This window comes from Mesorhizobium sp. M2E.F.Ca.ET.219.01.1.1 (genome assembly GCF_004016445.2).
Classification (GTDB): Bacteria; Pseudomonadota; Alphaproteobacteria; order Rhizobiales; family Rhizobiaceae; genus Mesorhizobium.
This window is the reverse complement of sequence record NZ_SADT02000002.1, coordinates 656,042-678,185: the sequence shown is the minus strand read 5'-3', so window position 1 is coordinate 678,185 and position 22,144 is coordinate 656,042. Positions and strand designations below refer to the sequence as shown.

Below are 22,144 nucleotides of genomic sequence, written 5' to 3'. Positions count from 1 at the left end.
ACGGCTTGTGCATGTTCGATGCCGACGAGCGGATGATCATCTGCAATCGTAACTATCTCGATATCTTCCACCTCGACGCCAGGGTGGTGAAGCCCGGCATACGCTTCTTCGATATCCTGCAGCACAGCGTCGATATAGGCATTGCCTCGCAAAGTGCTGCGGCGCTCTACGGGATCCGTAAGCCTTATATCGACGGCGCCAAGCCCTCGACCTATGAGGAAGTCCTGTCGGATGGACACACCGTGGTCATTTCGCACCGGCCGATCGCCGTTGGCGGTTGGGTGTCGATCTACGAGGACGTGACCGAACAGCGACGCGCCGAAGCAGAATTGAAGGAGCAGCATCGCCGCTTCGACGCCGCCCTGGCCAACATGTCGCAAGGCCTGCTGATGTACAGCGCCGAGGGCCGCCTGATCGTGCGCAACCAGCGCTTCCTGGATCTGTGCAACGCCAAGGCCGCGGATTTCCCGCTGGGCATGACGCACGGCCAGATGCTGGAGAAACTCGTTGGCCTGCGCATCTTCATGCCAATTGAGATCGACATCGAGGTCGGAAAGACGAAGGCGGCTCTGGAAGCCGGCCAGTCGCGCTCGAGCTATCGCGAGCTCGTCGACGGCCGCACGCTGTTTGTCTCTCGCCGGCCGCTCGCCGGCGGCGGATGGGTGGCGACCTTCGAGGACGTCACCGAGCGCCGGCGCGCCGAAGAGCGCATGACGCATCTTGCGCATCACGACACGCTGACCAACCTGCCCAACCGCTCGATGTTTCGCGAATGCCTGGACCAGGCACTTGGCGACGCCAATGCCGGGCCGCTGGCGATCTTCTCGCTCGATCTCGACCGCTTCAAGGCCGTCAACGACACATTCGGCCACCCAGCCGGAGACTGGTTGCTGAAATGTGTCGCCAAGCGGCTGCAGCATGCCGTGCGCAGCAGCAAGGATGTGGTGGCGCGCTTCGGCGGCGACGAGTTCGCCATCATCCAGTTCGGCATCAAAGGTGCCGCCGATGCAGAAAAGCTTGCCAAGCGCATCGTCGAGATCGTCGGCAAGCCCTATCGCGACAAGGGGCGCGAAATGCATGTGGGTGCCAGCCTCGGCATCGCGCTTTATCCTGGCGACGGGCACGATGCCGACACGTTGCTCACCAACGCCGACATGGCGCTCTACCGGGGCAAGAGCGAAGGGCGCAATGTCTATCGCTTCTTCGAGCCGGGCATGGATGCGCTGATGCGGGAGCGCCGTGCGCTCGAGGTCGATCTCGAAGCAGCTCTCCCAAAGCGCGAATTCGAGCTCGATTTCCAGCCGATCCTCAACATCGGCTCCGGCGACATTGTCGGCGCGGAAGCCCTGATGCGCTGGCGCTCGCCGGCGCGCGGCCTGGTGTCGCCGGAAAACTTCATCCCCGTCGCCGAGGAGACCGGATTGATCGTGCAGCTCGGCGACTGGGCGTTGCGCAAGGCGTGCAACGTGGCTGCGAACTGGCCGCCGGACATGCGCATGGCCGTCAATGTCTCAGCCGCGCAGATCAAGAGCGGCGGCTTCGCCCGCAGCGTGATCTCGGCGCTCGCCTTTTCGGGCCTGGCGGCCGACCGCCTGGAGCTCGAAATCACCGAAACGGTGATGATGGACGAAAGCGACGCGGTGCTGAAGACGCTCAGCCAATTGCGCGGTCTCGGCGTGCGCATCGCGCTCGACGATTTCGGCACCGGCTATTCCTCGCTCGGCTATCTCAGACGCTTCCCCGTCGACAAGATCAAGATCGACCGCTCCTTCATTCGCGACCTCGACAGACGCGACACGGCGGCGATCGTGCGCACGGTGATCGGGCTTGGCGCCGAGCTCGGCATTATCGTCACCGCCGAAGGCGTCGAGACCGAAGCGCAGCTCGACATGCTGCGCAAGGCCGGCTGCGGTGAGGCGCAAGGCTATCTGATCGGCGTGCCGGCCAAAGCGGCCGACATGAGCCGGCTGCTCCGTTCGCAGGCGCTGCTGCGCCAGTCAGGCTGATGTGCCGTCGCCCGTCAGCGCAAGCCCTCGATGTACTTCTCGTGGAAGCTCACATAGCCGGGCTCGACCACCTTGAGGTGCCGCTCGATCAGCCGGTGGAATTCCGGCAGCTGGTGGAACGGCACGCCCGGATAGGCGTGATGCTCGGCGTGGTAAGGCATGTTCCAGGCCAGCTTGCGCACGAACCAGTTGGTGAGTGTCGTGCGGGTGTTTTCCAGCATGTTGGCGACCAACGGACAGCGGCCATGCTCGGCCAGCAGATAAAGCCTTAGGAACGGCTGGCCGAGCAGCGTCGGCACGATCCAGACAGTGAGCAGCACCGACGCGTTTAACCAGACCGCGAGCGCCAGCAGGACGACATAGAAGGCGATCATCGCCCGCGCCTCGGCCTTCACCTTCGGCAGGCCCTTTGGCGGCACATAGCTGTCTCGGCAGCGCCCCATCGCATTGGTGTAGAGCGTCTGAATATGCCCCAGCCACACCGGCAGGCCGGAGACGTGGACGATGTATTGCCGCATCGTTTCGGGCTTCGGGAAGGCGAGCTCCGGATCGTTCTCGGGGTCCTGGGTGAAGCGGTGATGGGCGAAGTGGAAGTAGCGGAACCAGTCGGCCGGCAGCGCGATCGCCAGGCTGCAGAAACGCGCCACCATATCGTTCAGCCATTGCGTCTCGAACGCGGTCCTGTGCACGGTTTCATGCAGCAGCGTGAACAGGAAGACGATCAGGATGCCCTGCGGCAGCATCAGGGCCGGCCAAAACGGCACCTTGGCCGCGATCAGCGCGCCAAGAACGATGATCGCGCCGAGATGGAGCGCGAACTGGAGAAGGCCAGGCCCATCGGATTTACCGGTCAGCCGGCTGCGCTCCTCATTCGTCAGCGAGGCGATCACCTGGCGATGGTCTACGGTTTCGTGAGGGTCGATTGTGTTCATGGAGTCACGATACTCCAGAAAGAAACCTTTCGAAAAACGATGATTTCTGTAAGATAGATAAGCTCACCTTATCTTTCGGATTGCCATGGTCGCCCTTCCCTCCCTGCGCGGACTTCAGGCCTTCGAAGCGGCAGCGCGGACGGGCAGCTTTGCCGCGGCGGCGGAGGAATTGTCGGTCTCGGGCGCGGCCGTCAGTCAGCTTATCCGCACCGTCGAGGAGCAGATGGGGCGAAAATTGTTCCACCGGATCAACCGGCGGGCTGTGCTGACCGAGGCCGGGGTGGAGATGCTGCCGAGGCTTAGCATGGCCTTCCGGGAAATCAGCAGCATTGCGCGCGATGTCGGCGGCGATGCCTTCCGGCCGAGGCTCGTGATCTCGGTGCCGCCTTCCATGGCGATGGGCTGGCTTTCCGAGCGGCTCGCCGGCTTCGTCGCATCCCATGGCGCCGCCGACATATCGCTGAGAGGCGACGACGATCCGGTGCCGTTCGACCATGAATTGATCGACATCCGCCTCTCCTACGGTCCGCACTATCGGGAGCACCCGACCAAGGAGATCGTCAGGGATGCTGTCTATCCCGTTTGCGCGCCGACGCTGGCCGGCGCGACCGGATCCGAGAACCTTGCAGGTTTGCCGCTCATCCACACCGATTGGGGACCGACCGGAGCGTCGTTTCCATCCTGGCGCAACTGGTTCGAGGCGGCGGGAAGCGAGCCGGGGCGCGCGGCGCAGCGCGGTCCCTCCGCGAACTCGTCGCGGGCAGCGCTCGATCTCGCCATTTCAGGGCTGGGCGTGGCGCTGGCGCAAGGCATCTATTGCGCGCAAGCGCTGGAGGATGGCAAGCTGGTGCGGGCCGCCGCGCAATCCCTGGAACTGCGCCAACCCTATTGCCTGACAATCCCCGAACGCAGCGCAAGACGCGATATCGTGGGCGCGTTCCGGGAATGGCTGGTCGAGGAATGCGTGCGCGCGGTCAACTCAACAGCGCTCGGCGCCCGGTCCTCCGAGACGTAGGGAATTCGGGCAACGGAGCACCAATCCTTCGCGCCCGCCCCGCTTTTCAGTCAAACGAAGCAGGAGGAGATCTTTGATGTCGCTCGAACTCATCAATCCAGCTGACCTGCCGGTTCCGGAGATGTACACTCAGGTTGTCGTCGCGACGGGAACCAAGCTGGTGTTCATCTCGGGTCAGCAGCCCGAAGACATAAACGGCAAGCTCGTCGGGCACGGTGATTTTGCGGCGCAAGCGCGCCTGTCATTCGCCAATCTCGGCCGAGCGCTGAGCGCGGCGGGCGCCCGGCCCGACCAGGTCTGCAAGATCACGATCTACATCGTCGACTACAACCGCGACGAACATGTTCCGATCATCGAGGCCGCGCAGGTTTCGCTGTTTGGAGATCACAAGCCGGCGAATGTGATCGTCGGCGTGGCAATCATGTCACCAGGCTACCTCATTGAGGTCGACGCGATAGCGGTCGTTTGAGGGAGGCCTTAAGAAGCTAGCCGGCCACCATCGAATGGCTCAGAGATGCCCGGCCAGCGCGACCACCATATCCTTGCTGCTGGCCACGGGGACGATCTCGAACTCGACCAGATCCGCCCATTCTATGACCCAGCGCTGCAGCACCGTCGCGTCATCGGCTTCGACCAGCATGAAGCAGCGGCTCATGTCACCCGCGATCCAGCTGTGATGCACCACGAGTTCATCCGGCTTCAGCCGGCCCTTGTCGCGGAAACGGCGGTAGATTTCCTTGCGGTCCGAGCCGTGAAAATCCTCGATCACGAAGAACAGCATTCTTTTCCCTCGGTTTGAATGATTTAGAGTTGGAGAATTGAATAATTGAATAATTGAAGAAACTGAAGAACTTAAGAACTGAGGAACCGAGAGGATAGAAAACGAGGAGCTGATAAGGACGCATGGTCCGCGAGACACTCCATTCTTCAGTTCTTCAGTTCTTCAGTTCTTCAGTTCTTCAGTTCCTCAGTTCTTCAATTCCCCAGTTCCTCTCCCCCGCCCCTACTTCTCCGGCCGCTCCAGGCGTTCCAGGAACCACTGCGTCAGCCGCACCCAGAGCTCGTCCTTCTCGCCGGAATCCTCCCATCCATGATCGAGATTGGGGTTGTCGTTGACCTCGATGACGAAGACGCCGTCCTTGGTCTCCTTGAGGTCGACGCCGTAGAGCCCGTCGCCGATGCATTTTGCGGCCTTGACCGCCGTCTCGACGACATGCGGCGGCGTCTGCTTCAGCGTGAACGTCTTGATGCCGCCTTGGTCGGGCTTGCCGCTGGCCTTGTGGTTGACGATCTGCCAGTGCTTCTTCGCCATCAGGTAATGCACGGCAAACAGCGGTTGGCCGCCGAGCACGCCGACGCGCCAGTCATATTCGGTCGGGATGAATTTCTGCGCGATCAGGAGATCGGAATCTTCCAGCCATTCGGTCGCGAGCTTGGTCAGCTCCGCCATGTTCTCGCATTTCTTGACGCCACGCGAGAAAGACGAATCCGGGATCTTCAGCACCAGCGGAAAGCCAAGCGTCTGCGCCGCCACCTCGAAGTCGGAGGTGCCGGCGATCATCACCGTCGGCGGCACAGGCACCTTGTTGTAGGTCATCAGCTCGTTGAGATAAACCTTGTTGGTGCAGCGGATCATCGACAGCGGATCGTCGATCACCGGCATGCCTTCCTGCTGGGCGCGGCGCGCGAAGCGGTAGGTGTGGTTGGAGATCGACGTGGTCTCGCGGATGAACAGCGCGTCGTAGTTCGCGAGCTTGGCTAGGTCCTTCCTGGTGATCGGCTCGACCTCGACGCCCATCTTCTCGGCGATCCTCGCCCAATAGCGCAGCGAAGAGATTTCCGACGGCGGCAATTCCTCATGCGGGTCGACCAGCGTCGCGAACGTATAGCGCGCCGGCGTGCGGCCCTTGGTGTCGCGCCATTCGCGGCTGGTGTAGGTCTCCAGGCATTGCAGGAAGAACTCTTCCTCGCTCTCCGTCATGCGGGCTAAAGGCAGGAAGCCGATCTTGCGGATCGAAGCCCACTCGGCGCTGTCCTTGATGTGGACCTCCAGCGCCGGCGCGCGGAACCAGTCGAACAGAAGCCTGGTGAAGCGGTCCCAGACCTTGGATGGGCCGATGCCGAAGAAGATCGCGACCTTGGCCGGAAAAGTCCCGCCGAGGTCCTTGCGGCATTTGTTCAAGGCCAGCTCGAGTTCCGGCAGGGCGTGCTCGTAGAGCTTGCGTTCCGAGAGGTCGATCATGGTCTCGACGGTCGGGATCACCCGGTGGCCGCGCGAACCGGCCAGCAGCGAGGCATAGTAGCCGCGGCTCTGATAGCCGTAATTGTTCGACAGGTTGATCACCTTCGGCCGCTGGCCGCGGAACAGCGCCGGATGCGCGAGATAGTCGCGGTTGGTGATGATCTTGTGGGGCGTGGCCACCTGGTCGAGATCGTTCTGCCTGCCTGTCAGGATAACCCAGGTCATTGTCTCAGCGTTTTCCCAGAGTGATGGCGGCGCGCAGACCGTCGCGGCCGAATTGCGCCATGTTCATGAAAATGTCGTAGGGCACCGGAATGTTCGCGGCGTCGAGGATCGTTTCCTGCCTTTCATCCTCGACCCAGGGGTCATGGATCAGGATGTGGTCGCCATCGTCACCGATGGCCAGCACCCAATGCGGCACCTTCTTGCCGAACATAAGGAAGCCGCTGATCAGCACCACCACCAGCTTGCCCTCGGCGAGCGCCTGGCGGATGTCGCCGATGCCGAACGGACGGTAGTTGACCGGGATGCCATAGAGTTCGGCGCGGCGGCGGAAATCGACCTGGGCGAGCTCCATCACCCGGCGCTTGTCCTCGCTTCTCACCGACTGCAGGAACAGCGCGCCGTAGAAGGAGACGAAGATTTCGGCGGCGAGCCCGCTCTCATAGCCGGCGACCGCCAGGCCGAAAGGCTCACAGCCCCCCGGACCCGACATCATGAAGACCGTGGTCGCTTCGCGCCACAGGCGGATTTCCATGACCGGGTCGGGCACGAATCCAGGGTCGAAATTCGCCATCGCCATCATCAGGCAGCACGGGCCGCAGGTGAACTCGCAGGTCTGCTGGTAGAACGGCACCTTGGTCGCCGTGGGCGTGTCGCCGCGCAGCGTCTTTTCGTAGCGCAGCGCGGTCGCGCCATCCTCGTAATAATCGGGCTCGCGGCCCAATTTCCGATAGCCGGCCTGCTCGTAGATGCGGATGGCGCGATCATTGTCCTCGCGCACTTCGAGGCGCAGCAACAGACGATCGTGCTCGAAGGCCGCCTCTTCGGCGGCCGCGAGAAGGAGCCGGCCGATGCCGAGGCGGCCGAAGAAGGGACCGACGGCGATGGAATAGAGCCGCGCCACGCCGCTGCCCTTGCGAAACAGCACCACCGCATAGCCGGCCACACGACCCCCGTTCTCGGCCACCAGCATCTCGGCGGTCTCGCGTTCGATGAACTGGCGGAAGGAGCGGCGCGACAGCCTGTCGCCAGGAAAAACAGCCTTCTCGATGGCGGCGAGGTCATCGACGTCTGACGCGCGGGCCTTGCGGATCTCGGCAGGCATGCGGGCTTGGGAGAACCTCGATTGGGTTTAAGAAACGGCCCCGGTGGATGCGTCGCGAATACTGGCCGAAGCGCCAGTATTCATCAAGCGCTATCGCTCCTTGATTAGGGCCGAATTGTGACAGTTTCCGCCTCGGCAGCAAAGGGCCAAGCGTTTGAACAGAATTGCTGTTCAAGCGACTGCAGGCCGCCGAAAAACGCAGCCGGTTCAGCTCGATATGCCCGCCACGAGCTGGCCATAGGCGCTCTTTGCGACGTCCGACAGGCGCTCCGGCGGCAACGATCCGACGACGGCGCAAGCATAGCCCTTGTCGAGCCAATAGACCGCCTCCGGTCCGCCCCCTTCCGCCGTATAGGTGCCCTTGGAGGTCGCTGACGAATCGGCGGTGACGAAGAGCGAGATGCGCTCGCCCTTGGCGTCCTCATAAAGCAGCATCGCCGCCTTGCCTTGCTCACCGGCGGGCAGCAGCCGGCCGCCGACCAGCTGGAAGCCCTCGGCCGCAAGGTCAGGGGCAACAAGCTTCAGCCCGACGCGATTCGACAGCCAGGTCTGGAGATGATCCTTTTCGCTTGCCGGGACTTCGACGGCGTGGCGCTTCTCGGCAGCGTAGGTGACATGGGCGGCGATCGCCTGCTCGGCGAGCTGGTCGTCGCCGCCGCCGCGGGCGATGCTGTCGACACCGGCGACATAGCCGCCGAGCCCGCCGACCGCGAGCATCACGGCCGCGGCAGCCGACAGCCACCAGCGCGAGCGCAAGGCCGATGCTTTTGCAGGCGCCTCGCCAAGCACGACCTGCCGCAACCTCGCCGGCACCGGCTCGTCCATCACGCCCGCGAAGGCGGCGCGCATGGCGGCTCGGTCGGCGACGTAGCGCGCCGACTTCGCCTTCATCTCGGGATTGGCCTCGAGCCAGGCGTCGTAAGCCATGCGCTCCTCGCCCGGCAGCTCGCCGTCGAGGGCCATATGGATATCGCGTTCGGAAAAATCGCGGCGGGTCATTTCTCGACGATCCTTATCGAGCGTCGGCGCGATGTGTCGTCGAGCAATCCTCGCAATTCCTCGCGGCCGCGCGCGATGCGCGACATCAGCGTGCCGGCCGGCACGCCAAGGATGTTGGCGGCCTCGGCATAGGAAAAGCCCTCGATGGCGACCATCACCAATGCCGCGCGGCGATCGGGGCTGATCGCCTGCAGGGCATCCATGATCTCGCGCGAGGCGATGGTCTCGACCTGATCGGCGGGCGCGGCTTGGGCCTCACCGGCTTCGAGAGGCAGCATCGCCGCCTCGCCGCGCCGGTTGACCTTGCGCATCTGGTCGATGAACAAGTGATGCATGATCGTAAACAGCCACCTCCGGGGGCTTTCTCCAGTCTGCCAGTTGTCGAGCCGCACAAGCGCCCGCTCCAGGCAGTCCTGGACAAGGTCGTCGGCGGAATCGCGGTCGCGCAGCAGCGAGCGCGCATAGCGCCGCAACCGCGGTATCTCGCTCAGGATCGCTGCCTTCTTGTCGTCCATGACCGCTTGTTTCGTGGTCGCTTTCCATCCCGATAGAACGCGCCTTCCCGGCGCGGTGCAAGCAGTCAGCGCGAAGCGGCCGAACCGCTGCGATTACCCAAGCACGCGAATAACGATGGTGGCTGGCGATTTATTCCCGGCTATCCGCTTGTTCCTGCATGTTTTCAGTCTTCTCCCTCGCCGCCCTCGTCAGCAGCCGCTGGTAGAACAGGCCAATGCCGATCAGCACCGCACCAAGGCCGATGAAGGAGAGCGCGCGCAGCACGCCTTCAAGCTCCGACATGTCGAAGAGAAAGACCTTCACCACCGCGACTGCGATCAGCACCGCGGAGGCGATGCGCAGCACCTGCGATTTCAGCCAGACGCCGGCGGTGAGCAGCGCCACGCCGATGACCAGCCACAGCGCCGAATAGGTGTAGGTCTCGAGCTGTCCAAGCCCACTCCACAAGGCGATGAACTCGCCCTTGAACAGGCGGCGCACCGAAAGCGTGGCATAGGCGAAGGCAAGCAGCGCGGCGATCAGCGCCAGCATCGCCGCATACCATCGCGGGCGCTTGTCGCGGACATAGAGCGCCAGGGCGCCAGCGGCGACCGCCGGCAGCAGATAAGCGAGGAACAGAAGGTTGAAGACCGGGATCGTGCCGGTCGACTCGTCCGTCAACAGCGGGTTCAGCACGACGAAATGCTGGACCGCGATCAAGCCTGCCGAGACAACGCCGGCGGCTATCGAACCATAGCGCAGAACCGAGCTTGGCGAGCGCATGTCGATGGCGACCAGAATGGCGCCGGCGCCGAGCGCGATCAGCGTGTAGATCGCCTGTTCGGCAAGGGTCACCGCGCCGGTGTCGATGACGCCGCCATGCATGGCGTGGCGCACCAGCATGGCGATGGTGAGCAGAGCGAACAGCGCCGCAGCCGCCTCCATGGCAAGGCGCGGCCTGCCGTTGGTGGTGCGGGCAAGTTGCCAGGCGGCGAAGCCGAAGGCGAGCGCCGGCACGCCATAGCCCGGCAACAGCCAGTTGAAGACCGGTGTCCTGGAGAGGAATGCTGCGCCGACGATGGTCGGGTCGAAGGCGACGCGGCCGAGCACGGCGACCGCCGCGCCCACCGCGATCCAGCCGAGCACAGGGTAAGAGCGCCAGCGCGTGGCCAGCGCCGGGACGATCGCGGCGGTGCCGAGCAGCACGGTCGTCCAGCCCGAACCGAAGGCCATGTGCAGCATCAGCAGGCAGGCGACGCCTGCGCCGCCGAGCGCGAACGACACGGCCGGACCGCCCGCCAGCGGCGGCTGCTCGGCGCGCGCGATCCATTCGCCGCCAACGGCAAAGCCGAGCGTCAGCAGCAGCGCCGGCAGCGCGTAGCCGAGGTCGCGGTCGATATCGCCAAAGGTCAGCCACAGCGCGGTGAGCACCACCAACGGGGGAATGACGCCCCAGGCCGCCCAGCAAGCCGCGTGTGCCGGAACGGTGGCGGCGAAGCGGCGCGCCGCCCAGAAGCCGGCGGCAAGGAAGACCAGGCCGAGCGCGATGCCGATGCCAAAAGTCAGCGCATCGGACGACGCCAAAGGCTGGGCGTCCAGCCCGACATCGAGTGCATTGGCGCCGATGGTGGCGGGCGGGATTATGCCGAGATAGATCAGCACGGTGGCGATGCCGGCGGCAAAGACCAGCGGAAGCGCGCGCGGCCGGTAGAGCGCCACCACGACCAGCGCGACCAAAAGGACCGCGCCGTGCAAGGCATCGCCGGCGCTGGCAAAAGCCGGATCGACGGACAGGCCGAGCGCGCTCAGTGCGATGAAGAAGCCGGGCACGATCGATGGCCAGTCGAAGCCTCGCGCCGCTGCGTCGCGGCCAGTGGTCAAGAACGGGGCGAGCCAGACGAAGGCAAGCACGGCGAGCGTGGCAAGGCTGATGAACAGGACGGCGGCGAGGTTCACGTCCGGCGCGTCGACAATGTAAAGAATGGTCCAGATGCCGGTGCCGGCGAAAGCGGCTGCCATGAGCGCCTTCCAGTCGCGGATGCGGGCGGTTGCAGCGCTCGCCGCAAGCACGATCGCCAGATAGACGAACAGGGCCCAAGGATTGGGCGCCTGCGATGCCACCAGCGCCGGCGTGACCATGGCGCCGACAAGTCCGATGCCGGCCAGCGCCAGGCCATGCACCAGCGAGGCGCTAATGGTGGCGACGCCGATGATACCAAGCAGCGCGAAGGCGGTCGCCGGCCCGATGAAGCCATAGATGCCATGCGCGGCATAGACCGTGCCGAACAGGATGAAGGCGCCGGCAGCCGTGAGGATCGAGGGGATATAGGCGCCGGCGGCGCTCTGCACCGGCACCCTGAAGCCGGTGCGGCGGATGAATTCGGCGCCGGCAATCAGCGCCAGGCCGAGGACGCCGGCCATCGTCAGGCGCACGCCAGGCCCGAAAATGCCTGCCTCGATCGTGTAGCGGAGCAGGAACAAGCCGCCCAACGCCAGCGCGATACCGCCGACCCAGACCGCCCAACGCGTGCCCAGCGCCGTCTCGACATCGGTCTGGCGCGCCGCCTTGGTGGGCGCGGGCGTCTCGGCCACGGGTTGCGCCGGTTCGATCGGCTCGGCGGATTGCGCCGCGGCCGACTGGGCCTTCGTCCAGGGTCCGGCCACGGCCTCGCCTTCAGCGGCCTCAGGCTTTGCGACGACCTCCTCGGCAACTGTCGTGCCGTCGGCCAGCGGCGCGACAGGCGCCGCGGCTGCCTTGGCCTCCTCGGGAAGCCCTTCCTGCGCGGCGTCCGCCTTCAGCGCGGGCAGCGAAGCTCCCGTCTGCAGCAGGCCGCGCAGGATACCGAGCTCGCGCTCGACCAGCGCGATGCGGTTCTGCTGGCGGGAAACGATGACGAAAAGAGCGATGACGGCGGCAATGGCGATCAGGCTGAAAAACATGGCGGTTTCCCTCAAAACCAGGACCAGTCGTGGCCAACAAATGCGGCAACGAGACGACTACCCAAATCAGCGCCTTGCCGGCCGGTAAGATCGAGCATGTTTTAGAGCCGATGGCCAGCAAGCCGGCAGGCTTATCCCAAGCCTGCATGCCAGACGACCGAGCCTGTCGGCGAGAATTGCCTGACGCCCGCTGCGTAATACTGGTGTTAATCTGCAGCGTTCACGGAGGACTCTCGATGCCGCAGCGAAGCGCGGGCCTGCTGATCTACCGGCGCGTAGCCGGCGTCTTCGAGTTTCTGCTGGTCCATCCCGGCGGCCCGTTCTGGGCACGAAAGGACGAAGGCGCGTGGTCGATCCCGAAGGGATTGATCGGCGACAATGAGGATGAGCTCGAAGCCGCCAGACGGGAAGCCGAGGAGGAGCTCGGCGTCGCCATCGACGGCGACTTCCGGCCGCTCGGCAGCTACAGGCAGCTGGGCGGAAAGATCGTCGCGGCGTGGAGCGTCGAGGCCGATGTCGACACAAACGCCATCAAGAGCAACATGTTCACCATGGAGTGGCCGCCGAAATCGGGAAAGATGAAGGCGTTCCCCGAAGTGGATCGGGCCGGCTGGTTTTCGCTGCCCGAAGCCGGGCTCAAGATCCTGAAAGGCCAGCGCGCCATGCTTGACGATTTCCTGGTGCGGCGCGGCGCGGATTAAACTGCTACCCTGCCCCAGTCACGATCGCCTTCGTCGTCGCATGATGCCGGCGCAGCGCGGCCAGGAAGCCGGCACGAGCGTCGGGTGGCTCCAGCCCGCGCGGCTCGTAAACATGGCGGGTGAAGAAGAAGCCGCTCAGCCGGAAGGCGTCCTCGAGCGCCGCCGCGTCGGCGCGCAGGCCGGAGCCGCGCTGCAGGAAGGCGGGCAGCGCCAGCATCTTGTCGTGCCAGGCAGCGCCCGCCGCGCGCGACACGGCGCGGCCGGATTTCGGCGAGACATAGGCGAGATCCTGCCTGGAGCCGGTCGCCGCGCACTGGCTGAGGTCGAGGCCGAAGCCCAATTCGTCGAGGATGAGCAGCTCGAAGCGCGCCACCAACTCGCCCGCCGCATCGGCATCGCTGAGATGGGCAATCATCACGGCAAGGGCCTCGTAAAGACCACCATGGGCGTCGCGCTCGGGCAGGAGCCTCAGATGCGCGGCCATGGTCTGCAGGCCGTAGACGGCGACCGCGCTGTCCATGAGCCGCGCGGCGTTCATCTCGATCGCCTCGGCCTGGAAGACGCCGAGATGCTCGTCGAGCCGCGCCCGCCACAGAAGGTCGACGCGGTTGCCGGGCTGCAGCACCGGCTGCTGCTTGCGCGAGCGCCCTCCCCGCACCAGGCCCAGATGGCGGCCATGCGTGCGCGTCATCACCTCGAGGATGGCGCTGGTTTCGCCATGCCTGCGAGTGCCGAGAACGATTCCCTCGTCGCGCCATTCCATGGGCGGAGCTTTTCACCCATTGCGGGGCGAAATCAAGGTTTGGACACGCCGGGTTCGATCTGTGCTGACATTGTCTGATCCCGTGTCAGGCCCAGCGGCGATGATCGGCAAGCACCTCGTCGATCACGTGGCGCTGCCTTTTCGCCTCGGCCTGGTTGGCGTCGTGGCCGGCGACGGTGATCAGCGCCTTCCACAGCGCCCAGCCGCGGCCGCGCGCCCAGGTGGCGTCGTCGACGGCGATGCGGGCGCGGAAGGCCTCCCGGCTTTCGCCTTCGAAGAAGGTCCACGCGATCGCCAGATCGCAGGATGGATCGCCGACGCCCGACGTGCCGAAATCGATGACCGCGCTCAGACGCCCGTCCTCGACAAGAAGATTGCCCGAGGCGACATCGCCATGAAACCAGACTGGAGAGCCAGACCAGGTGGCGGCAAGTGCGGCTTCCCAGACGGTCGTGGCGGCGTAGGCGTCGATCCGCCGTTCAAGCGCGGCGATGGCCTGCCTCGCCTCGCCGTCATAGACGGTCAGCGGCCCGCCGCGGTGGAAATTGTGCTGGCCGGGTGCAGGCCCGTCCGTCGGATCGATGCCCCTCAATGCGACAAGGAAATCGGCGAGCGAAACGGCGAAGACGTTGAGATCGGCGATGCGGCCGCTCTTGGCCGTCTCGCCCTCGATCCAGCGATAGATCGACCAATGCCATGGGTAGCCTTCGGCCGGCTCGCCCATGGCCAGCGGTGTCGGAATCCGCAGCGGCAGGAGGGGTGCCAGTTTCGGTAGCCAGCGCTGCTCCTTCTCGACCTGCAGCGAATAGGCGGCCGCGCTCGGCAGTCGGACCGTCATCTCGTCGCCAAGATGAAAAGTGCGGTTGTCCCAGCCGCCGAAAGCGCCCGGGCTGACCGGCAGGTCCCGCCATCGCGGAAACTGCGTGTCGACCAGCCGTCGCACGAGACCGGCATCGATCGTGATCTCTGGATTATTCATGTCGCAGACCCTTACGGACCTTCTAGGCGACAAGCATCAATGGGGAAACTCCAGCCCCATCTCGCGGTAGCGCTCTGGATCGTCGCCCCAGTTCTCGCGCACCTTCACGAACAGGAACAGGTGCACCTTCTGCTCGAGAATCTCGGCGATCTCCATCCGCGCGGCCTGGCCGATGGCGCGGATCGTTTCGCCCTTGTGGCCGAGCACGATCTTCTTCTGGCTGTCGCGCTCGACATAGATTACCTGCTCGATGCGCACCGAGCCGTCCTTCTTCTCTTCCCATTTCTCGGTTTCGATATGCGAGGAATAGGGAAGCTCCTGGTGCAGCCTGAGATAAAGTTTTTCGCGGGTGATCTCGGCCGCGAGCTGGCGCATCGGCAGATCGGAGATCTGGTCTTCCGGATAGTACCAGGGGCCCAAGGGCAACGTCTCGGCGAGATAATCAAGCAGATCCTTACAGCCGGAGCCGGTGAGCGCGGAGACCATGAAGGTGCGCTCGAACGGCACGCGTTCGTTCGCGGTCGCGGCCAGCGCGAGAAGCGTCTCGGGCTTGACGCGATCGACCTTGTTCAGGACGAGCAGCATCGGCTGGCGGACGTCCTTCAGCCGGTCGAGGATGGCATTGGCATCGCCCTTGATGCCGCGCTCGGCGTCGATCAGAAGCGCCACGACATCGGCATCCTTGGCGCCGCCCCAGGCGGTGGTCACCATCGCGGTGTCCAGCCGCCGCTTCGGCTTGAAGATGCCGGGCGTGTCGACGAAGACGATCTGCGCGTTGTCATGCGTGGCGATGCCGCGCACGATGGCGCGGGTGGTCTGCACCTTATGCGTGACGATCGACACCTTGGCGCCGACCAGCTGGTTGACCAGCGTCGACTTGCCGGCATTGGGCGCGCCGATCAGCGCGACGAAGCCGGAGCGCGTCGCGGGGGCTTCAGGGGTTTCGATTTCTGTCATGCCGCGCTCCATACGCCTTCGCGCAGCAAAAGAGTAGCCGCCGCGGCCTGCTCCGCCTCGCGCTTGGAGCGCCCGCTGCCGGTCGCCGGCGCAAATGAGCCGACCTTGACGCTAACGGTGAACAGCGGGTCGTGGTCTGGCCCCTCGCGGGCGTCGATGCGGTAGGCCGGCACGGCGCCGGCGGCCGCCTGGTGCGCCCATTCCTGCAATTCGGTCTTGGCGTCGCGGCGCGCAGCGCCGATCGCCTGCGAGCGCGGCTGCCAGTAGCGGTGGATGAATGCGCGGGCAGCCTCGAGACCACCATCCAGGTAAAGCACGGCAATCAGCGATTCCAGCGCATCGGCGCGCAGATTGGTGCGCTTGCGCCCTTCGAGATTGCGCACATCGGAGCCGGCGCGGATCAGCTCGGGCAAGCCGATCTCCTCTGCAATGTCGGAGAGCGCCTCGGCATTGACAAGCGCGTTGAGGCGCAGCGAAAGCTCGCCCTCGGCGGCCTCGGGAAAGGTCGCGAGCAGCATGTCGGCGACGACAAGACCGAGAACGCGGTCGCCCAGGAACTCGAAACGTTCGTAATCGACCCCGGCATGGGTCGAACGCGCGCTGGCATGAGTCAACGCGCGCTGCAGACGCTGGCGATCGGCGAAGGCATGGCCGGTGCGCGGGGCAAGCGCCTCGGCAAGCGCATCGGCGGTCAAACGCTTGCTGGCCGCCATCGCTCTAGTGGACGAAATGGAACAGGCGATCGGCACGCATCAGCGACGGCCACTTCCAGATCTCGAGCGGGCTCGCCTTGCCGGCGATCGAGAAGAAGATGAGGTTGGCGCGGCCGACCAGGTTTTCGGCAGGAACAAAGCCGACGGTGAAGCGGCTGTCGGAGGAATTGTCGCGGTTGTCGCCCATCATGAAGTAGTGGCCGGGCGGCACGGTCCATTCGCGGGTGTTGTCGCCGATCGAATTCGGCGTCAGGTCGAGCGTGTCGTAGCTGACACCGTTCGGCAGCGTCTCGCGGTAGACGTCGACGGGCTGCGGCACTTCGGTGATATCGGGATTTTCGATCTGGCCGGTCTTCACGCGCGGCACGCCGACGTCATTGATGAAGAGCTGGCCGTCCTTCATCTGGATCTTGTCGCCGGGCAGGCCGACGACGCGCTTGATGTAGTCGACCGACGGATCCGGCGGGAACTTGAACACCACCACGTCGCCGCGCTTGGGCTCCGAGCCCCAGATGCGGCCGGAAAAGATATCGGGACCGAACGGCAGCGAATAGCGCGAATAGCCGTAGGCCCATTTGGTGACGAAGAGATAGTCGCCTTCGAGCAGCGTCGGCCGCATCGAGCCGGACGGGATGGAGAAAGGCTGGAAGAGCAGCGTGCGGATGACGAGCGCGAGCAGCAGAGCCTGGATGATGACGGAAAAGGTCTCACCAAGCCCGCCGGATTTCTTCTGCGATTTTTCAGCCACGCTCATGTCGTCCTCGATTGTGCGATGTTGGTATAGAGTCTCGGCGCGCGCTGGGCAACGTCATGCCGCTCGTGGTCAGATGGAATCAATGTGGCGCTTGTTCGGCGGGCACCGCCTCGATAATCACAAAGGCTTGAGCAAGCGGGAAATCGTCGGTGATGGTGAGATGGATCACCGCGCGGTGGCCTTTCGGCAGGATCTTCTCCAGCCTGGCGGCGGCGCCGCCGGTCAGCGCCATGGTCGGCGCGCCGCTCGGCAGGTTGATCACGCCCATGTCGCGCCAGAACACGCCCTCGGCCATGCCGGTGCCCAGCGCCTTGGCGCAGGCCTCCTTGGCGGCGAAGCGCTTGGCGTAGGACGCCGCGCGGGCGGCCCGCTTTTCCGACTTGGCCTGCTCGACCTCGGTGTAGATGCGCTGGACGAAGCGCTGACCGTGCCGCTCCAGCGATTTTTCGATGCGTCTTATGTCGATAAGGTCGCTGCCGATGCCGATGATCATTCCGCCGGCACTTCCCGTCCGCCCTGGCGCGCTTTCTTCTCGGCACGCTCGGCCATGCGCTTCTTGCGCTGCTCGCGGAACACGGTCATGCCCCAGCGCGTGACGCCGTAGAACACGAGCCCGAAGACCAGGCCGAGCGGCACCGCGCCGATCAGCATCGGCTCCAGGACGGGATGCCAGAGCTTTGCGAAGGAGAGCTTGTGCAGCATTTCGCCAAGATGCTCTGGCGGCCCGTGCTTGGGCAGGCGCTCATGCAGGAGCAGCTTGCCGGTTTCCCAGGACGCGCCCCATAGCAGCGGGGAGGTCAGCGGATTGCCGAAAAACACGGCGCCGAGCGCCGCCGCGACCAGATTGCCGGCGATCACCCAGCAAAGCACCGCGGCAACCACGAAATGGACGCCAAGCGGGAAGAAGGAGGCAAAAACACCCGCAGCGACACCGGCGGCGACCGAATGCGGCGTCGCCTTCAGCCGCAGGATGCGCTTGGAGAAATACTGCACGGAACGCGAGAACGAGCGGCGCGGCCATAGATAAGTACGCACCCGCTCCAGGAGGCCATCAGGCTCTCGGCGTCGAAAAAGCACTCTGTTCCAGTTCCCGGTTCAACACGCGCTGCCCCTGCCCACCGGGACGCGCCACACATCTTGCGCTTCGAGGGCGCAGAAAGGCAACAAACTTTGATATAGCGACGGCAGTGCCGCGAAACAACGAAAACGCCGCCGCGATGGTCTGCCGCAGCCTGTAACAAGACCCTTATTCTGGCGAAACTGAGGAAAACAACAGGGATACCAGCTGATGATCACCATTCGACCGGCGCGGGCCGAGGATGCCGAGGCCTTGCCGCAGATCGAGCAATCCGCCGGACTGGCCTTCCGCACCATCCCGGAACTGGCATGGCTCGCCGATGGCGACAATATCAGCGCAGAGCGGCACCGCGCGCTGATCGCCGACGGCGCATGCTGGGTTGCCGCCGAGGAGAAGGGCCGGCCGGTAGGCTTCCTGAGTGCCGGGATCGAGGGCGATGCGCTCCATATCTGGGAGTTGGACGTGCGCCTCGACCGGCAGGGTTCGGGCATCGGCCGGGCTTTGCTCGAACGGGCGGTCGCGGACGCCAGGCTGCGCGGCCTGGCCGCGGTGACGTTGACCACCTTTCGCGCCGTCGCCTGGAACGCCCCCTTCTATCGCAAGTTAGGATTTCGCATCCTGGAAGGCGCCGAGATCGACGGACGGCTGACCGGCCTGCTCGGCGACGAGGCCGAGCACGGCATGCCTTCCGACCAGCGTTGCGCCATGCGGCTCGATCTCAGGTGAGTGGATACTCGCTGACCTCGACCAGATTGTCGTCCGGATCGCGGAAATAGACCGACATCATCGCGCCGCGCGCGCCGGTGCGTTCGACCGGGCCGACTTCGATCGCCACGCCATTGGCCACGAGGCTGGCCTGGACTTCGGCAAGCGGCACCGCCGCGACGAGGCAGAAATCGCCGGAACCCGGCGTCGGCGCCTTTGCCTTCGGCTCGAAAGTACGGCCGGCCTCATGCAGGTTGATCTTCTGCGAGCCGAACACAAGGGCGGTCGGCCGGTTCGGCTCATCGAGCCGCTTCATGCCAAGGACGCGCTGGTAGAAGTCGCAGGTCGCTTCGACCGAGCGAACCGTCAGCACGAAATGGTCGATGCCGGCGATCATTGTAGAGGCCTCAGATATTGCGGCTTCCCGGCTTGATAGCCGGGATGGCGGCGAGTTCCGGCGGCAGGCGGTCGGCGGGATAGGCTGGCACCTCATATTCGGCAAGCGCGATCAACGGCACGCCGACATCGGTCTTGCCGGCCGAGCGGTCGATGATGCAGGCAGCCGCCACGACCTCGGCGCCGAGCTTGCGCAGGCAGTCGATGGTCTCCCGGATCGACAGGCCGGTGGTAACGATGTCCTCGACGATGACGACGCGCGAGCCTTTGGCGATCTCGAAGCGGCGCAGCCTGAACTCGCCCCCTTCCCGTTCGACCCAGATCGCCGGCGCGCCGAGGTGGCGCGAGGTTTCATAGGCCGGGATCAGGCCACCGATGGCCGGGCCGACCACATAGTCGATCCTGCCCTGCACGCTTTCCCGGATCTTCTCGGCCAGCGCCTTGCACAGGCGTTCGGTCTTGTCGGCATGCATGAAGACACGCGCCTTCTGCAGGAAGACCGGGCTGCGCAGGCCGGACGTCAGGATGAAATGACCTTCAAGAACGGCGCCGGCCTCGCGGAAAATGCCCAGCACTTCGTCGGTGTTCATTTGTTCCCCCTTTGGTGAATGGTGAGTGGTGAATGGTGAATGGTAGTGAGAGCACCTTCTATTCACTATTCACTATTCACTATTCACTATTCACTATTCACTATTCACCCATTCACGCGCCGCGCATCGCTGACGCTCGAATTGTCCTTGAGCTGCGACAGCAGCCGGTTGAGGTGCTTCAGGTCCCAGACCTCGAGATCGATCAGCATCTCGGTGAAATCGGGCGCCGTGCGTATCATCGACAGCGTGTGGATGTTGGCGTCGTTGGATGCCACCACCTGGGCGATGTCGGCCAAGGATCCAGGCGCATTGATGGCGGTGACCGAGATGCGCGCCGGGAAACGTTCCTTGGTGCGCTCGTCGATGTCCCAGCGCACGTCGATCCAGCGCTCGGGCTGGTCGTCGAAGGCCTGCAGCGCCGGCGACTGGATCGGGTAGATGGTGATGCCGGTTCCGGGCTGGATGATGCCGACGATACGGTCTCCGGGCACGGCACCTTCCGGCGCGAAGCGCACCGGCAGGTCGCCACGCACGCCGCGGATCGGCACCGCGCCGTCGCGCGGCTGGTCCTTGTCCTTGCGCGCGGCGCGCGTGCCGGGCATCTGGAACAGCATGCCGGCGGCGTTGCGGATCTTCGACCAGCCCTCCTCGCGCTGCTTGGGCGCCGCGACGGTGACGCGCTCGTCCTTATAGTCGGGGAAGACCGCTTTCATGACGTCGGTGGAGCTCAACTCGCCGCGGCCGACCGAGGCCAGCACGTCCTCGATGTCCTTGCGCGCCAGGCGGTGCAGAACCGGTTTCAGGCTCTCCCTGGTGAAGGTCTTGCCGGCGCGCTCGAAGGCGCGCTCCAGGATGCGGGCGCCGAGGCCGGAATATTGCTTGCGGATCGCGTTCTTGGTGGCGCGGCGGATGGCGGCGCGCGCCTTGCCGGTGACCACGACCGACTCCCAGGCGGCGGGCGGCACCTGCGCCTTGGAGCGGATGATCTCGACCTCGTCGCCGTTCTTCAACTCGGTCATCAGCGGCATGATGCGGCCATTGACCTTGGCGCCGACGCAGGTGTCGCCGACATCGGTGTGTACAGCATAGGCGAAATCGATCGGTGTGGCGCCGCGCGGCAGCGCGATCAGCATGCCTTTGGGCGTGAAGCAGAAGACCTGGTCCTGGAACAGCTCCAGCTTGGTGTTCTCGAGGAAATCCTCCGGATTGTCGCCCTCGGCCAGTTGCTCGATGGTGCGCCTGAGCCAGGCATAGGCGTTGGTCTCCTTGGAGATCGCATGGCCGGCGCCGTTCATCTTGCCGCCGGTATCCTTGTAGATCGAATGCGCGGCGACACCGTATTCGGCTATTTTGTTCATCTCCTTGGTGCGGATCTGCAATTCGACGCGCTGGCGCGACGGGCCGACGATGGTGGTGTGGATCGAGCGGTAGTCGTTCTGCTTGGGCGTCGAGATGTAGTCCTTGAAACGGCCGGGCACCATCGACCAGGTGGTGTGGATGGCGCCAAGCGCGCGGTAGCAGTCGTCGACCGAATCGACGACGACACGGAAGCCGAAAATGTCGGAGAGCTGTTCGAAGGAGAGCGCCTTGGCCTCCATCTTGCGGAACACCGACCACGGTTTCTTCTGCCGGCTCTTCACGCTCGCCTTGATGGCGTGTTTCTCGAACAGGCCGGACAGCGCCGTCTCGATCTCCTGAAGGACGCCCTTGTTGCGCTCGAAAATCTCGGCAAGCCTCGCGGTGACGGCGCGATAGGCTTCCGGATTGATGTAGCGGAAGGCGATTTCCTCCAGCTCCTCGCGCATGCCCTGCATGCCCATGCGCCCGGCCAAGGGCGCATAGATGTCCATCGTCTCCTCGGCGATGCGCAGGCGCTTGGACTCGGGCATATGGTCGAGCGTGCGCATGTTGTGCAGGCGGTCGGCGAGCTTGACGAGGAGAACGCGGATATCCTCGGAGATCGCGAGCAGCAGCTTGCGCAGGTTCTCCGCCTGCTCGGCCTTCTTGGAAACGAGGTCGAGCTTCTTCAGCTTGGTGAGGCCCTCGACCAGCTTGCCCATTTCGGGGCCGAACAATTCGTCGATCTCGGCCCTGGTCGCGGTCGTGTCCTCGATCGTGTCGTGCAGCAGCGCGACGGCGATGGTCGCCTCGTCCATGTGCATGTCGGTGAGGATGGCGGCGACTTCGAGCGGATGCGAGAAATAGGGATCGCCGGAGGCGCGCTTCTGGTGGCCATGCTTCTGCATGGCATAGACATAGGCCTTGTTGAGCAGCGCCTCGTTGACGTCAGGCTTGTAGCGCTGCACGCGCTCGACAAGCTCATACTGACGCATCATGGGCGGGATCTCGCGGTGCTGAAATGATTGATGCGCCGCACCAAGGTGCGACGCATCCCATAGATAGCCACGAAACTTACGAGACGGAAGTGCCGGATGGTTGATCCAAGCGAGTTCCGGGAAGAGCTTTTCAGAATTCGCTCAGCCGAGTCGCATGGTGTGGTTTTCGAGAACCGGAGCGGAGCGGACATTCAGGTCCGTGAGCACCGGAAGCGC

The 22,144-nt window shown here is 64.6% G+C and carries 22 protein-coding genes; 5 read left to right on the top strand and 17 right to left on the bottom strand.

What is annotated here, in order from left to right; all coding sequences use genetic code 11:
• Positions 1-11: 11 nt before the first annotated feature.
• Positions 12-2,006, top strand: coding sequence for an EAL domain-containing protein (locus EN862_RS13585; RefSeq protein WP_245519571.1), 1,995 nt, complete (start codon positions 12-14; stop codon positions 2,004-2,006).
• A 14-nt stretch (positions 2,007-2,020) separates the two neighbouring features.
• On the opposite strand, the gene EN862_RS13580 is transcribed toward EN862_RS13585, so the two are convergent.
• Positions 2,021-2,938 (bottom strand): fatty acid desaturase family protein, encoded by a 918-nt coding sequence (locus EN862_RS13580; protein ID WP_127867247.1) that lies wholly within the window; start codon positions 2,936-2,938, stop codon positions 2,021-2,023.
• A gap of 85 nt (positions 2,939-3,023) precedes the next feature.
• Between EN862_RS13580 and EN862_RS13575 the strand changes: the two genes are divergently transcribed.
• A complete protein-coding gene (locus EN862_RS13575; protein WP_127867246.1) occupies positions 3,024-3,953 on the top strand; it encodes a LysR substrate-binding domain-containing protein in 930 nt (309 codons plus the stop codon).
• 76 nt (positions 3,954-4,029) lie between these two features.
• Positions 4,030-4,422, top strand: a complete 393-nt coding sequence (locus EN862_RS13570; RefSeq protein ID WP_127867245.1) for a RidA family protein — start codon at positions 4,030-4,032, stop codon at positions 4,420-4,422.
• Between the two features lie 39 nt (positions 4,423-4,461).
• Here EN862_RS13570 and EN862_RS13565 read toward each other — a convergent pair whose 3' ends face one another.
• The 6 genes from EN862_RS13565 to EN862_RS13540 all read right to left on the bottom strand — a co-directional run bounded on the left by EN862_RS13565 (position 4,462) and on the right by EN862_RS13540 (position 11,956).
• Positions 4,462-4,734 (bottom strand): DUF3303 family protein, encoded by a 273-nt coding sequence (locus tag EN862_RS13565; RefSeq protein ID WP_127867244.1) that lies wholly within the window; start codon positions 4,732-4,734, stop codon positions 4,462-4,464.
• Positions 4,735-4,956: 222 nt separating this feature from the next.
• Complete coding sequence (locus EN862_RS13560; RefSeq protein WP_127867243.1) at positions 4,957-6,420, bottom strand: RimK family protein; 1,464 nt, start codon at positions 6,418-6,420, stop codon at positions 4,957-4,959.
• 4 nt (positions 6,421-6,424) lie between these two features.
• Positions 6,425-7,522, bottom strand: a complete 1,098-nt coding sequence (locus EN862_RS13555; RefSeq protein ID WP_127867242.1) for a peptidase C39 family protein — start codon at positions 7,520-7,522, stop codon at positions 6,425-6,427.
• 207 nt (positions 7,523-7,729) lie between these two features.
• Positions 7,730-8,521 carry an anti-sigma factor gene (locus tag EN862_RS13550; RefSeq protein ID WP_127867241.1) on the bottom strand — a complete coding sequence of 264 codons (792 nt, stop codon included), beginning with the start codon at positions 8,519-8,521 and terminating at the stop codon, positions 7,730-7,732.
• On the bottom strand, positions 8,518-9,036 hold the full coding sequence (locus tag EN862_RS13545; RefSeq protein WP_042637861.1) for an RNA polymerase sigma factor: 519 nt from the start codon (positions 9,034-9,036) through the stop codon (positions 8,518-8,520). Before EN862_RS13545 ends, EN862_RS13550 begins: the two co-directional genes overlap by 4 nt.
• A 130-nt stretch (positions 9,037-9,166) precedes the next feature.
• Positions 9,167-11,956 carry a DUF2339 domain-containing protein gene (locus EN862_RS13540; protein WP_127867240.1) on the bottom strand — a complete coding sequence of 930 codons (2,790 nt, stop codon included), beginning with the start codon at positions 11,954-11,956 and terminating at the stop codon, positions 9,167-9,169.
• 236 nt (positions 11,957-12,192) lie between these two features.
• On the opposite strand from EN862_RS13540, the gene EN862_RS13535 reads away from it, so the two are divergent.
• Positions 12,193-12,657, top strand: coding sequence for an NUDIX domain-containing protein (locus tag EN862_RS13535; protein ID WP_127867239.1), 465 nt, complete (start codon positions 12,193-12,195; stop codon positions 12,655-12,657).
• Between the two features lie 4 nt (positions 12,658-12,661).
• Here the strand turns inward: EN862_RS13535 and recO are convergent, their stop codons facing one another.
• The 7 genes from recO to EN862_RS13500 all read right to left on the bottom strand — a co-directional run bounded on the left by recO (position 12,662) and on the right by EN862_RS13500 (position 17,900).
• Positions 12,662-13,420: a DNA repair protein RecO gene (gene recO / locus EN862_RS13530; RefSeq protein ID WP_127867238.1), complete on the bottom strand. Its 759-nt coding sequence runs from the start codon at positions 13,418-13,420 to the stop codon at positions 12,662-12,664.
• An 85-nt stretch (positions 13,421-13,505) separates the two neighbouring features.
• On the bottom strand, positions 13,506-14,399 hold the full coding sequence (locus EN862_RS13525; protein WP_127867237.1) for an aminoglycoside phosphotransferase family protein: 894 nt from the start codon (positions 14,397-14,399) through the stop codon (positions 13,506-13,508).
• Between the two features lie 36 nt (positions 14,400-14,435).
• Positions 14,436-15,368: a GTPase Era gene (gene era / locus EN862_RS13520; protein ID WP_189401773.1), complete on the bottom strand. Its 933-nt coding sequence runs from the start codon at positions 15,366-15,368 to the stop codon at positions 14,436-14,438.
• Positions 15,353-16,069, bottom strand: a complete 717-nt coding sequence (gene rnc / locus EN862_RS13515) for a ribonuclease III (RefSeq protein ID WP_127867235.1) — start codon at positions 16,067-16,069, stop codon at positions 15,353-15,355. Before rnc ends, era begins: the two co-directional genes overlap by 16 nt.
• Positions 16,070-16,073: 4 nt before the next feature.
• Positions 16,074-16,823 carry a signal peptidase I gene (gene lepB / locus EN862_RS13510; RefSeq protein ID WP_042637851.1) on the bottom strand — a complete coding sequence of 250 codons (750 nt, stop codon included), beginning with the start codon at positions 16,821-16,823 and terminating at the stop codon, positions 16,074-16,076.
• A 79-nt stretch (positions 16,824-16,902) separates the two neighbouring features.
• The gene (acpS, locus tag EN862_RS13505) at positions 16,903-17,316 is read right to left on the bottom strand and encodes a holo-ACP synthase (protein WP_127867234.1); all 414 of its coding nucleotides are present in this window, start codon (positions 17,314-17,316) and stop codon (positions 16,903-16,905) included.
• The gene (locus tag EN862_RS13500) at positions 17,313-17,900 is read right to left on the bottom strand and encodes a DUF2062 domain-containing protein (RefSeq protein ID WP_127867233.1); all 588 of its coding nucleotides are present in this window, start codon (positions 17,898-17,900) and stop codon (positions 17,313-17,315) included. The genes acpS and EN862_RS13500 overlap by 4 nt, the downstream gene beginning before the upstream one ends.
• A gap of 211 nt (positions 17,901-18,111) precedes the next feature.
• On the opposite strand from EN862_RS13500, the gene EN862_RS13495 reads away from it, so the two are divergent.
• A complete protein-coding gene (locus tag EN862_RS13495; RefSeq protein WP_127867232.1) occupies positions 18,112-18,627 on the top strand; it encodes a GNAT family N-acetyltransferase in 516 nt (171 codons plus the stop codon).
• Here EN862_RS13495 and EN862_RS13490 read toward each other — a convergent pair.
• From EN862_RS13490 to EN862_RS13480, 3 genes are all read right to left on the bottom strand, one after another.
• Entirely contained in the window at positions 18,620-19,003 is a 384-nt protein-coding gene (locus EN862_RS13490) for a VOC family protein (RefSeq protein WP_127867231.1), read from the bottom strand. The two genes, EN862_RS13495 and EN862_RS13490, sit on opposite strands and share 8 nt — an antisense overlap.
• A gap of 10 nt (positions 19,004-19,013) precedes the next feature.
• Positions 19,014-19,592, bottom strand: a complete 579-nt coding sequence (pyrE, locus tag EN862_RS13485) for an orotate phosphoribosyltransferase (RefSeq protein ID WP_127867230.1) — start codon at positions 19,590-19,592, stop codon at positions 19,014-19,016.
• A gap of 104 nt (positions 19,593-19,696) precedes the next feature.
• Positions 19,697-21,928: a bifunctional (p)ppGpp synthetase/guanosine-3',5'-bis(diphosphate) 3'-pyrophosphohydrolase gene (locus tag EN862_RS13480; protein ID WP_127867229.1), complete on the bottom strand. Its 2,232-nt coding sequence runs from the start codon at positions 21,926-21,928 to the stop codon at positions 19,697-19,699.
• Between the last annotated feature and the right edge of the window lie 216 nt (positions 21,929-22,144).